We start from the raw sequence: 12534 nt of genomic DNA, 5'->3' as shown, positions 1-12534 counted from the left end.
TCAGAGGGAGGCGCCGGCGAGCATGTCGCCGGCCGCCGTCCGGCGGTAGACGACCTGCTTGCCGAGGCGCAGGCCCACCGCCAGCCCGCCGTCGCTGAGCACCCCGAGGTGCTGGCTGACCGCGCCCGGGGTGAGCGACATCCGGGCGGCCAGCGCCGAGGTGGTGCTCGGCTCGGCCAGCGCGAGCAGGATCTGCGCCCGGCTGCGGCCGATGAGCGCGGCCAGCGCGCCGGGGGCGGGCGGCGGGCCCTGCTCCCACAGCGTGCCGACGCCGAGCACCGGATAGACGAGCATCGACTGGTACGGAGCCGACATCACGGCCACCGACGGCCAGTAGAACGCGCTCGGCACCAGCAGCAGCCCGTCGCCGTGCAGGCCGCCCGCGTGGCACCAGGGCCGGTCGATGAGCAGCTGCTCCCCCGTCCACTCCACGGCGGGGCCGAGCCCGGCGAACAGCTCCCTGGCCCCGCCCTGGGTGAGCTGGCGGGAGCGGCGCAGCACGTCGCGTTCGAGCAGCCCGTAGACGCGCGGCCAGAACTCCTCGAAGCAGGCCCGCCAGTACGTCTCCAGTGCCCCGGCCACCCGGGCGACGCCGGCCGCCGGGTCCGCCATGAACCGGTCGAGCCGCGCCCGGTCGCTGCCCGCGATGGTCGCGGCCTCCGTGCGGGCGCGTTCCGGCGGCGTGCCGCGGACCTGCGCCAGCTCGGCGGCGAAGTCGGGCAGCGGCGTCTGCGGGGGCGGGGTGATGAAGTCGGCCAGGTAGCCGGACGGCGGGACCAGCGCGAACAGCTCGTCGAGGTCGAGCCCGGCCAGCCGGGGGCGCACGGCCTTGATCCAGGGCAGGTGGATCGACTGCCTGGAGGGGTCCTGGAGGGTGCGCAGGCTCGCGACCAGCTCCCACATGGGCGAGAACGCGAACCGGATGCGCGCGACGTCCTCCGGCTTGAGGTCCCAGGTGACGGCCATGGTTTTAGTGTGCACTAAATCGATGGCACCTCGGCCACCCAGACCTGACCCTTTATCCGTGTCTAGCACCGCTGTCGAAAAGCCTTCCTTCCTCCGCTCCCAGATCGGCGGACTGCCGCGGCCCTTCTGGGCCCTGTGGAGCGGCACCCTCGTCAACCGCCTGGGCACCCTGGTCATGCCGTTCACCGGCGTGTACCTGACCCACTCGCGCGGCATGTCGGTGACCGCCGTGGGCCTGGTCATGGGCGTCTACGGCGCGGGCTCGCTGCTGTCGCAGATCCTCGCCGGCGTGCTCACCGACCGGATCGGGCGCCGGGTCACGTTGTCGGGCGGCATGCTGGCCACCGCCGCCACCATGCTGGCGCTCGGTTACAGCACCTCGCTGCCGGCGATCGTCGCCTCCATGTTCGTGCTCGGGCTGGTGATCGACATCTACCGGCCGGCGTCCAGCGCCCTGGTGGCCGACCTGGTGTCGCCGTCGGAGCGGGCCCGCGCGTACGGGCTGCTGTTCTGGGCGATCAACCTGGGTTACGCGGTCGGCATGACGGCCGGCGGCTGGCTGGCGAGCGTCGGGTTCGCCTGGTTGTTCTGGATCGACGCGGCCTCGTGCCTGCTCTTCGCCGCGCTGGTGTGGCGGGCGGTGCCCGAGACCCGGCCGCCGGCGCGCGGGTCGGGCGGCGGGTTCGGCGTCGTGCTGCGCGACCGGCTGATGGTGGCCTTCACGCTGGTCGTGCTCGGCAACGCGCTGGTCTACCTGCAGACCGTGACCATGCTGCCGGTCGCGATGACGTCGGTGGTGAAGCTGACCACGGGGCAGTTCGGCCTGGCCATGGCGCTGAACGGGGTGCTGATCGTCGTCGTGCAGCCGCTGGTCTCCGGCTGGCTCGGGCGCAGGGACCCCTCCCGCACGTTCGCGCTCGGGCTGGCCGTCATGGGGGCCGGGTTCGCGCTGACGGCCTTCGTCACCACGACGTTCTGGCTGGCCGTCACGATCGCGGTGTGGACCGTGGGCGAGATCATCACCGCGGGCATCTCCGGGACGATCGTGGCCGCGCTGGCCCCCGAGCACCTGCGGGGGCGGTACTCGGGGCTGTTCGGCTTCGCCTGGTCGCTGGCCTCGGTGCTGGCACCGCTGATGGGCGGCCCGCTGCTCGCGGCCGGGCCGAAGGCGCTGTGGTTCGCCGTGGGCGGCGTCGCGCTGGTGTCGGCGGCGGGCATGCTGGCCCTCGGCCCGGCGATCCGGCTGCGCTGACCCGGCCTGAGGTCATGGGCGGCGCTCCACGGAATCCGCCGCCGTTGAGAGAATTTTGATCGGATGTTGGCTTCTTCCCGATAATTTCCTGCCGATCACGGAAGGAAATGGTGGGATGCGCCACGCAGTCTGGGCGCGCCGGGCGGTGACGAGGCTGGCCACTCCCCGCGTCGCGATCGGGATCGCCACGTTCGCCGTCGTGCTGGAGCTGGCCGACATCTGGGTGACCGCCCAGTTGCCGCCGTCGCCGTACACGCCGCTGCCGTTCGCGCCGGAGGACATGGCGGGCACGGCCTTCCCGGTCTTCGGCGCGATCCTCGTGCACAGCAGGCCGCGGCTGGTCATCGGCTGGCTGCTGTGTCTGGGCGGGGCGAGCGCGGCGGCCAACATCCTGTCGGCCAACCTCTACCAGTTGCTCGACGGCCGGCCGGGGCCGCGCTGGCCGGTCGTCAACCTGACCTGGAACGTCTGCGAGCTGACCCTCGGCGTCCTGCTGCCGCTGCTGTACCCGGTGGGCAGGCTGCTGTCGCGGCGCTGGCGGCCGGTGGTCGCGCTGGCCGTGGCCGGGCAGGCGCTGGACTGGGCCGGGCTGCTGACCGGCCGGCCGGAGCTGCGCGAGGCCGGGCACGGCACGCTCTCGGCGAGCATGGTGCTGGCCTTCGCCTCGCTGGTCGTGCGCTTCCGGCGCGGCGACGCGGTCGAGCGGCGGCAGCTCCTGTGGCTGCTGGTGGCCCTGCCCGGCCTGCTGGTGCCCTGGATGCTCGGCGCGGACGTCTGGTGGGTGGCCTCGCTGGCCATTCCGCTGATCCCGGCGGCCATCGCCGTGGCGGTGCTGCGCTACCGGCTGTTCGGCATCGACACGCTGATCAGCAGGGCGCTGGTGGGCACCGGCCTGGCCATCGTGATCACGCTCGTGTACGTGGCGGTCAGCGCGGCGCTCAGCCTGTTCCTGTCCGAGGTGGACCGGATCGCCGGGATCCCGGCGGCCCTGTTCGCCGGGGCGTTCTTCCAGCCGATGCGCCGCGGCCTGCAACGCGGCGTGGACCGCCTGCTGTACGGCAGCACCGGCGTCCCCGGCACGCTGGCCCGGCGGCTGCGGCACCGGCTCCAGCACACCGACCCGGTGCACGGCCTGCTGGCCACGCTCGACGTGCTGCGCGAGGGCCTGTCGGTGACCGGCGTGGCGGTCGAGGCCGACGGCGCGGTGACCACGTCCGGCGTGGTGGGCGCGGCGGCCAGGACGGTCCCGCTGGTGTGGCACGGGGAGCCGGTCGGGCTGCTGCTGATCGGGCCGACGGACCGTCGCAGGTTCCCCGCGGCCCACGACGAGCGGGTGATCGCCACGATCACGCCGTACATCGCCGACGCGGCGCACGCCGTACGGCTGACGGCGGCGTTGCAGCGCTCGCGCGAGCGCATCCTGACCGCGCGGGAGGAGGAACGGCGGCGGCTGCGCCGCGACCTGCACGACGGGCTCGGCCAGTCGCTCACCGGCATGGCCATGTCGATCAACGCCGCCCGGCTCACCATGCACAGCGCCCCCGAGCAGGCCGACCGGCTGCTGGCCGGGCTGCGCGCCGGCATGGACGCCGTGACCGGCGACATCCGGCAGCTCGTCTACGGCCTGCGCCCGCCCGCCCTGGACGAGCTGGGCCTGGCCGGCGCGATCGAGGAGCTGGCCGGGACGCCGATCGAGACGTCGGGCGAGCTGACCGGCCTGCCCGCCGCGGTCGAGGTCGCGGCCTACCGCATCGTCCAGGAGGCGCTCACCAACGCCCGCAAGCACGCCTGCGCCTCGCGGATCACGGTGGCGCTGCGCCGCGACGACCGGCTGCGCGTCACGGTCGGCGACGACGGGATCGGCCTGCCGCCGGACGCGCGGCCCGGCGTCGGGCTGGGCTCGATGCGCGAACGGGCCGCCGAGCTCGGGGGCACCTGCGCCGTACGAGCGGGACCGGGAGGCGGCACGGTTGTCCACGCCGAACTCCCCCTGTGACAATTCGCCATATCCCCGGACGTGTTCTCCCTCTACGCTTACCCCTGACATGCTGACATTCACCGCACTGGGACCGTTCCACGCCTGGAGCGACGGCGTCCCCCTCGACCTCGGCGGCCAGCGGCAGCGGGCGGTGCTCGCCCGTCTGCTCGTGGCGGGCGGCCGGGCCGTGCCCGTGCACACCCTCATCGACGAGTTGTGGCCGGGCGATCCGCCCGCGCAGGCCCTGTCCACCATCCAGGGCTACGTCTCCCGGTTGCGGCGCGCGCTCGAACCCGGCCGCGCGCCGCGCGAGGAGGCCGAGGTGCTGGTCTCGGCCGCGCCCGGCTACGCGCTGCGCGCCGCGCCCGACCAGGTGGACTCGTGGCGGTTCGAGAGCCTGGTGAAGACCGAGGGGCCACCGCCGCAGGTGTGGGCGGCCATGGAGAGCGCGCTCGGGTTGTGGCGCGGGCCGGCGCTGGCCGAGTTCGCCGAGCTGACCTGGGCGGCGACCGAGGCGGGCAGGCTGGAGGAGCTGCGGCTGATCGCGGTCGAGCGGCGCGCCGACGCCGGTCTCGCGCTCGGCCGGGCCACCTCCCTGGTGGCGGACCTGGAGGCGCACGCCTCGGCCCATCCGCTGCGCGAGGAGGCGTGGCGGCTGCTGGCCCTCGCGCTGTACCGGATGGGCCGCCAGGGTGACGCGCTGGCCGCGCTGCGCCGGGCCCGCGCGGTGTGGCGGGACGAGCTGGGGCTCGACCTGTCGGCCGGGCTGCGCCGGCTGGAGGCCGACATGCTGGCCCAGCGGCTGGAGGAGCCGCCCCCACTGCCGTCCGCCGCGCCGTCCGCCGCGCCGGCTCCGGCCGCCGCCGATGAGCGGGTGCTGCGCGTGCTGGTGGCCGACGACCAGGCGCTCGTCCGGGCGGGGCTGCGCGCCATGCTCGACAGCGAGGACGGCGTCGCGCTGGCCGGCGAGGCCGCCAACGGCGAGGAGGCCATCGCGGGCGTGCGCGCGCACCGGCCCGACGTCGTGCTGCTCGACATCCAGATGCCGCACCTGGACGGCCTGGCCGCCGCCCGCCGGATCCTGGCCGGGGAACGCCCGCCCAAGGTCGTCATGATGACGACGTTCGGCAGCGACGAGAACCTGTACGCGGCGCTGCGCGCGGGCGTGAGCGGCTTCGTGCTGAAGACCTCGGCTCCCGAGCAGTTCCTGGCCGCCATCAGGGCGGCCGCCGCCGGGGACGCGCTCATCGACCCGGCGGTCACCACCCGGCTGATCTCGGCGTTCGCCGGCCGCACCGACCCGGCCTCGCCGCCGGCGCTGGCCGGGCTCTCCGACGCCCGGCTCGACGTGCTCAAACTCGTCGCGCGCGGGCTGACGAACCGGCAGATCGGCCAGACGCTCGCGCTGCCCGAGGAGGAGGTGTCGGTGCTGGTGAAGTCGCTGCTGGACCACCTCGGGCTGTTCGACCGGGCGCAGCTGGTGATGGCGGCCTACGAGTCCGGATTGGTCACCCCTGGCGACATGGGACACTTTTCGTCGCTTTGACGATAAAAATCGGGTAGTACTAGGCTAATGACGTGGCACAACTGCGCATAGCCCTGGCACAGACGAACCCGACCGTCGGCGACCTGGCCGCCAACAGCGAGCGGCTGGTCGCGTGGACCCGTGACGCCGCCGAGCGAGGCGCTCACCTCGTCGTCTTCACCGAGATGTTCCTCACCGGCTATCCCGTCGAGGACCTGGTGCTGCGCACGTCCTTCGTGGACGCCAGCGTCAGGACCCTGGAGGAGGTGGCGCGCAGGCTCGACCGCGAGGGACTGGGCGACCTCCCCGTGGTCGTCGGCTACGTCGACCGCGCCGGCCTGGCGCCCCGCGTGGGCCAGCCCAAGGGCGCGCCGCTGGACGCGGCCGCGCTGCTGCACAAGGGCGAGGTCGTCACCCGCACGGCCAAGCACCACCTGCCCAACTACGGCGTGTTCGACGAGTACCGCTACTTCGTGCGCGGCGACCGGCTGCCGATCTTCCGGCTGCACGGCGTGGACGTGGCGATCGCGGTCTGCGAGGACCTCTGGCAGGAGGGCGGGCCGGTGTCCGTCGTCGGCCAGGCGGGCGCCGGGCTGCTGGTGGTGCCGAACGCCTCGCCGTACGAGAAGGAGAAGGACGACGTACGGCTGGAGCTGTGCGCCCGCAGGGCGCGCGAGGCCGGCTGCGCGCTCGCCTACGTCAACCAGGTCGGCGGGCAGGACGAGCTGGTCTTCGACGGCGACTCGATCGTCGTGGACGGCTCGGGCGAGCTGGTCGCGCGGGCCGGCCAGTTCCGCGAGGAGCTGCTGGTCGTGGACCTCGACCTGCCGGTCGCCGACGCCGAGCCCGGCACGTTCCCCTACGACGCCCTCGACGGCACCACGATCACCGTGGAGCGCCGGGTGCTCTCCCAGGACCCCGTGGCGCCCTACCCGGCGGCGCCCGCCCGCGTCGCCGAACGGCTCGACCTGCACGCCGAGGTGTACGCGGCCCTGGTGCTCGCGGTACGCGACTACGTGGCCAAGAACGGCTTCCAGTCGGTCATCCTGGGCCTGTCGGGCGGCATCGACTCGGCCCTGACGGCGGCCATCGCCTCCGACGCGATCGGCCCGTCCCGGGTGAACGTCGTGCTCATGCCCTCGCGCTACTCCTCCGACCACTCGCTGGCCGACGCCGAGGACCTGGTGGCCAGGCAGGGCATCAACTCCAGGATCGCGCCGATCGCCGAGATCGTCACGGCCTTCGAGAAGGAGGTCGAGCTGTCCGGCCTGGCCGCGGAGAACCTCCAGGCCAGGGTGCGCGGCATGATCCTCATGGGCCTGTCGAACCAGCACGGCCACCTGGTGCTCACCACCGGCAACAAGAGCGAGCTGGCGACCGGCTACTCCACCCTCTACGGCGACTCGGCCGGCGGCTTCGCCCCGATCAAGGACGTGCCGAAGACGATGGTGTGGGAGCTGGCCAAGTGGCGCAACGCGCACACCTGCGAGGGCTTCCTCATGGCCGTCGAGCAGCCGATCCCGGAGAACTCGATCACCAAGGAGCCCAGCGCCGAACTCCGTCCCGACCAGCGCGACACCGACTCGCTGCCGCCGTACGAGGTGCTGGACCGGCTGCTGGACGACTACGTGGAGAAGGACATGGGCTCGCAGGAGCTCATCGCGGCCGGGCACGACCCGGCGCTGGTCACGCGGGTGATCAGGCTGGTGGACCTGGCGGAGTACAAACGCCGCCAGTACCCGCCGGGCCCCAAGATCACGCCGAAGAACTTCGGGCGCGACCGCCGTCTGCCCATCACCAACCGGTGGCGCGAGACGACGGGCTGACGCGGCCGGTCGCCCTCTTCACGAGGGGGCGGCCATCAGGATGGAGCCGGATTGTCGGTGGCGGCTGGCAGGGTGGGCCCGTGGCACAACCACTCAAAGACCTGATCAACGCCCGGTCCGTCTCGGTGCTGGCCGGCGGCATGGCCGCCGTGTGGCCGTCGTTCCCGCGCGCCCGGTTCACCGAGCAGGCCCTGGCCGGGCTCGGCCCGCTGGAGCTGAAGGGCCGCGTCCGGCACGTCTCGGCCGCCCTCCACGACGCCCTCCCGCTGCCCTACCCGCGGGCCGCCGAGCTGGTGCGGGCCTGCGCCGCGCGCGGGGAGCTCGACCTGTGGAGCGGCTGGCCGCTCACCGACCACACCGCCGTCCACGGGCTCGGCCACCTGGAGGCGGCGATGGCCACGCTGGCGGCGCTCACGCCGTACTCGACGGGCGAGTTCGCCGTGCGCCCCTACCTCGACCGCCACCGCGACGACGCCCTCAAAATCATGTACGGCTGGGCCGAGTCCCCCGACGAGCACCTGCGCCGCCTGGCCTCCGAAGGCTCCCGGCCGCGCCTGCCGTGGGCGCCGCGGGTCGGCTGGCTGATGGCGCCCGGCCCCACCCTGCCCCTGCTCGACCTGCTGCACGACGACCCGAGCGAATACGTCCGCCGCTCGGTCGCCAACCACGTCAACGACCTGGCCAAGGACCACCCCGACGCGGCGCTCGCCGTGCTGGCCCGCTGGCGGGCGGGCGGCGGCTCGCACGTCGAGCGGGTCGTCCGGCACGCGGTGCGCGGGCTGCTGCGTTCCGGGCATCCCGAGGCGCTCGCGCTGCTGGGCGCCACGCCCGGCAGCGGCTCGGCGCGGGCGCTCACCCTGGAGTCCGGCACGGTCGCCGTCGGCGGCAGCCTGACCTTCACCGTCACGGTCACCGCGGGCGCGCCCGGCCCGCTGGTGGTCAAGTACGCCGTCCGCCGGGCGGGCTCGCGCCGCGTCTTCCACCTGGGCGAACGCTCGGCCACCGCCGAGGGGGCGGCGTTCACGCTGCGCAAGAGCCATTCCTTCCGCCCGGTCACCACCCGCAACGAGCCGCCCGGCCCGCGCGAGCTCGACGTCATCGTCAACGGCCGCGTGGCGGCCACCGTGCCCTTCACCCTGATCGGCGCCCCCGGCCCGGCAGGTCAGGCGGGTCAGGCGGCGAACAGCAGCGTCAGCCCGCCGATCGTGTAGCAGATCATCAGCACGAAGAGCGGGAGCTGGCCGGCCACCGCCCGCGCGGGCGGTAGCAGCCGTACCGAGCGGTCGTGGGCGGCCACCACCCCGCCGACGTGCCCGATCACGATGGCCAGCACCTGCACGGCGGCGACGGCCGCCGGTGAGACGGCGTTCTGGTCCACCCGCGCGTCCAGGCCCAGCGCCAGGACGAACGTGCGCTGCCCCTCGACCACCAGCAGCGAGAAGTAGTGGGCGACCAGGTAGCCGATCGCGATCGGCACCAGCGAGTGGGCGAAGCGGGGGGCCAGCCCGCGGGCGCCGCCGATCAGCCCGGCGGCGCCGAGGCAGGCGGCGTACAGCAGCGCCACCCCGGCGACGGCGGCCAGCAGGCCGATCGTGCCCAGGCCGGTGCGGCCCAGCGGGCCCGACTGGAGGGCCTCCACCCAGGCGGGCGCCGAGGAGAAGCCGTCGTAGCCGGTGCTGCCCAGCAACACGCACACGGTCGCGACCAGGCCGGGGGCGGGGGCCACCGCGTCCAGGCCGTCGAAGGGGTTGCGCAGCACGCGGGTGCCGTCGGCGCGCCGGCCGAGCGGCGACAGGTGGCCGATCAGGGTCGAGTACACCTCGAACGGGTCGCCGCGTTCCAGCCAGGCGTGGCCGTACACGGCGGTGCCCGCGAGCTGGACGGCGGCGTACAGGCCGAGGAAGACCAGCAGGGTGGCGGGGGCGGCGGGCTCGGGGGCGACCAGCTCCATCCAGGTGAAGGCGAGCAGGCCCGCCGCGGCGGGCCGGTAGCCGAGCCGCACCGGGAGCGGGCGGCGCGGCCGGTCGGGCAGCAGCCGGAACGGGTTCAGCCCCCGCCACACCGGCCCGAACAGCAGCGAGGCGGGCACCAGCCCCACCCAGAACAGCACGTAGACCAGGTACGGCCCGGCGTTCCCCTCCTCCGGGCCGACCGCGAGCCGGCCCACCGTGTACGCCGCGCCCAGCAGCGCGAGCACCCGCGGGGGCCGCGCGGGCAGGCGCAGCGCGATCACCACCCCGGCCCGGTCCCCGCGGAAGCGCGAGTCCGCCCAGAGCAGGCCGAGCGCCAGGAACGACACCACGAGCGCCGCGAACGCCCCCGCGTAGGCGTAGAACAGCGGGATCGGCAGGTCACCCCGGCCGCCGACCCCGTGGGCGAGCAGGTGCTTCATCTCACCGCCAGCTGGGTCAGCACGAGGTGCCCGCGGTGGGTCTCCACCTCGAACACGCCCGTCAGGTCCGCCGTGAACCGCACGGTCACCGGCACGCCCGGGCGCAGCTCGGCCTCGATGTCGTAGCCGTGCACGTGCAGCTCGTCGGCGACGTCGCCGGTGACCGTGATGCCGACCTGCCGCCCCTTCGCGACCTCCAGCCAGCCGGACGGCGGGCTCACCCGGCCGCCCGCGATGGTGATCACGGCGTCGGCCCGCCCGTCCGGCGCGCCCGTGGCCACCTGGTGGCTGTTGCCCGGCACGTGGTGGGTCGCCGACAGCGGCCCGCAGCCCGCCGTGAGCGCGACCGTGAGAACCGTCAGGAGCGCCGCACCCCTGCTCACGCGCGCACCTCCGTCCCGGCCACCGCCCTGTCCTCGGTACGGCCGCGCCGCGGCGCCAGCACGACCACCGCGCACAACACCCACACCCCGGTGAGCAGCCCCCGCACCCACCCCGGCCCCAGCGGCACGAACGGCACCGGATGGATCACCCGGTCGAAGGCGTCCACGCAGGCCAGCACCCCGAGCACGATCGTGAGCCCGCCGAACGCCGGCCGCCTCGGCCGCAGCGCCACGCCCAGGCACAACCACCAGTCCGCCATGAGCAGCAGCGCGACGGCGGCCAGCAGGGTGCTGTCCACGGCCGCGCCCACCACGTCCAGGGTCAGGCCGGCGAGCCCGCCGAGGGTCCCGGCCACGATGAGCGCGTGCCTGCGGGTGCTGATCGCGGCCACCGCGGGGGCCACCCCGTTGGCCGAGGGGCCGGCCCCCCGCCGTCCCCTGTGCAGCCGGGCGCCGGCGCCCGAGCGCCGCCAGAACAGCACCGCGAACAGCGCGAGCACCACCGACCCGCCCAGGGCGAGCTGGGCCTCGACCTTGCCGAGCCCGGACGCGCCGAACCAGTCGCAGCCGGCGGGCAGCCGCGCCTGGGCCGCGCTGAAGTCGGCGCACAGGTACAGCTTGGCGAGCTTGACGGGCTCGGCCAGGACGCGGCTCGTCCCGCCGGACAACTCCGGCGCGCGGGCGGCGCAGACGGGCAGCGCGGCGGGCGTGGACCGGCCCGCGTCGCCCTGCCAGCAGTTGCCGGTGCCCTGGCCGTCCCACCACACGTCCAGGCCGTTGGGCCGCCGCTCCCCCGCCGGGCCGACGCCGAAGACGTTGCCCTCGTAGCGGTTGTGGTTCGCGGTGTCGGCCTGCTTGGCCAGGTCGTTCTCGCCCCTGATGAACGCCGGCACGCCGAACAGCTGGAACGCCGCCCGCCGGTGCCCCCAGACGCGGTTGTTCCTGAAGACGTTGTAGTTGCCGCCCGCGACCAGGACCCCGGTGCCCGGCGGCACGCCGACCTGGGAGCAGACCACGCCACGCTCGTAACCGCGCTCGGCGGGCGGGCGGGCGCAGGTGCCGTCCCGGGTGTAGCGGTAGTAGTCGCGGTTGTTGTCGTGGATCTGGTTGTTCTCGAACCTGGCGTGGTTCTGCGGCAGGCCGGGGTGGCCGGGCCAGAGGCTGTCCATCGTGGCGCCGACCATGTTGTCGTAGAACTCGTTGTCGTGCACCCACATCGAGTCGCCCGCGGTGCCCGAGTAGCCGAGCGCGTTGTCGTGGCTCCGGCAGCGGCGGATCTCGATGGCGTAGCGCGGCACGTCGTGGCCGCGGCCGTCGTTGAGGTTGGAGGCGCTGCCGGGGTACAGGCCGCCGTCGCCGTTCCCGTACGCCTCGCAGTCGGTGTAGAGGCCGTGGTCACCGGCGAAGGTGAGGAAGCCGTACTCGTCGTTCCAGCGGGTGAGGACGCGGTCGATGACGAAGCCGTCGGTCTCCAGCACGTACAGGGAGTTGAAGGTGGTGCGCTGGGCCGTGAAGTTCCTGAAGTAGACGCCGTCGGTGCGGTCGGTGCGGTCGGCGCGGACGGCGTTGAGCTTGCGGTACTCGGCGTCGATGACGACGTCCAGGGGGCCGGCGCCGGTGCCCTCGATCTGCAGGTCCTTCTTGCCGAGGATGGCGACCAGGTTCTGGTTGTGCGGGCACTGCTGTTGCTGCTCGAAGGTGAGGATCTGGTAGCCCCAGGTCGACCAGCGGGCGGGCAGTTTCGCGCAGGCGCCGGTGGGGGCGGCCTGGCTGGGCTCCTCGCGGTAGAGGCCGGGCAGGAGGGCGATCGTCATCCCCGGTCGCTGAACCCGATCGACCGCCTCTTGCAGGTTTCTTACCCCTTGTTGCTGACATTTCGCGAAAAGGTCGAGATTGCGCTGTCGCAGCTCCGCCGGAAATTTCGCGATTCGACGCTCGAAGTCGGCTTTGTCGGTCTTGCAGACCAGCAGGTCGGGTTCGCCCGCCCGCAGCACCGGGACCGAACCGGTGCCGTCCGGCAGCGTCACCGGACGTTCCTCGTGGGCCCGCGCGGCGCCGGCGGGTAACAGCAGGCCGAGCGTGAGCACGCCGAGGATCGCGATTCTTCGCATGGGGGGCATGGCGCGACAGTAGAACAGCGCTCACCTTCTGAACAGGCCACCCCGGAACGACGCACGGAGGCCCCCGGAGGCGCCTCCGCAGCGGGTGAGGG

General features: G+C 73.8%; 9 protein-coding genes. 5 read left to right on the top strand and 4 right to left on the bottom strand.

Annotated elements, in window-relative coordinates:
* The gene (locus ABZ459_RS08455; RefSeq protein ID WP_357967565.1) at positions 1-966 is read right to left on the bottom strand and encodes a DUF5937 family protein; all 966 of its coding nucleotides are present in this window, start codon (positions 964-966) and stop codon (positions 1-3) included.
* A gap of 58 nt (positions 967-1024) precedes the next feature.
* Here ABZ459_RS08455 and ABZ459_RS08450 point away from each other — a divergent pair, with 58 nt between their 5' ends.
* The 5 genes from ABZ459_RS08450 (at position 1025) to ABZ459_RS08430 (ending at position 8758) form a co-directional block, all read left to right on the top strand.
* Positions 1025-2218, top strand: a complete 1194-nt coding sequence (locus tag ABZ459_RS08450; RefSeq protein ID WP_357967563.1) for an MFS transporter — start codon at positions 1025-1027, stop codon at positions 2216-2218.
* A 115-nt stretch (positions 2219-2333) separates the two neighbouring features.
* Complete coding sequence (locus ABZ459_RS08445) at positions 2334-4214, top strand: sensor histidine kinase (RefSeq protein WP_357967561.1); 1881 nt, start codon at positions 2334-2336, stop codon at positions 4212-4214.
* A 49-nt stretch (positions 4215-4263) separates the two neighbouring features.
* Positions 4264-5742: a BTAD domain-containing putative transcriptional regulator gene (locus ABZ459_RS08440; RefSeq protein WP_357967558.1), complete on the top strand. Its 1479-nt coding sequence runs from the start codon at positions 4264-4266 to the stop codon at positions 5740-5742.
* Positions 5743-5774: 32 nt separating this feature from the next.
* A complete protein-coding gene (locus tag ABZ459_RS08435; protein ID WP_357967555.1) occupies positions 5775-7547 on the top strand; it encodes an NAD+ synthase in 1773 nt (590 codons plus the stop codon).
* 80 nt (positions 7548-7627) lie between these two features.
* Entirely contained in the window at positions 7628-8758 is a 1131-nt protein-coding gene (locus ABZ459_RS08430; RefSeq protein ID WP_357967553.1) for a DNA alkylation repair protein, read from the top strand.
* Here the strand turns inward: ABZ459_RS08430 and ABZ459_RS08425 are convergent.
* Genes ABZ459_RS08425 through ABZ459_RS08415 form a run of 3 tightly spaced genes read right to left on the bottom strand, consistent with a single transcriptional unit; the run spans position 8719 to position 12433 of the window.
* The gene (locus ABZ459_RS08425; RefSeq protein ID WP_357967551.1) at positions 8719-9939 is read right to left on the bottom strand and encodes a hypothetical protein; all 1221 of its coding nucleotides are present in this window, start codon (positions 9937-9939) and stop codon (positions 8719-8721) included. The two genes, ABZ459_RS08430 and ABZ459_RS08425, sit on opposite strands and share 40 nt — an antisense overlap.
* A complete protein-coding gene (locus ABZ459_RS08420) occupies positions 9936-10322 on the bottom strand; it encodes a hypothetical protein (protein ID WP_357967549.1) in 387 nt (128 codons plus the stop codon). Before ABZ459_RS08420 ends, ABZ459_RS08425 begins: the two co-directional genes overlap by 4 nt.
* Positions 10319-12433: a right-handed parallel beta-helix repeat-containing protein gene (locus ABZ459_RS08415; RefSeq protein ID WP_357967546.1), complete on the bottom strand. Its 2115-nt coding sequence runs from the start codon at positions 12431-12433 to the stop codon at positions 10319-10321. Before ABZ459_RS08415 ends, ABZ459_RS08420 begins: the two co-directional genes overlap by 4 nt.
* Positions 12434-12534: the final 101 nt, after the last annotated feature.

The organism is Nonomuraea sp. NPDC005692 (assembly GCF_040631115.1).
Lineage (GTDB): Bacteria > Actinomycetota > Actinomycetes > Streptosporangiales > Streptosporangiaceae > Nonomuraea.
Note: the sequence above shows the minus strand (reverse complement) of the source record. Positions and strands in the feature narration are given on the sequence as shown.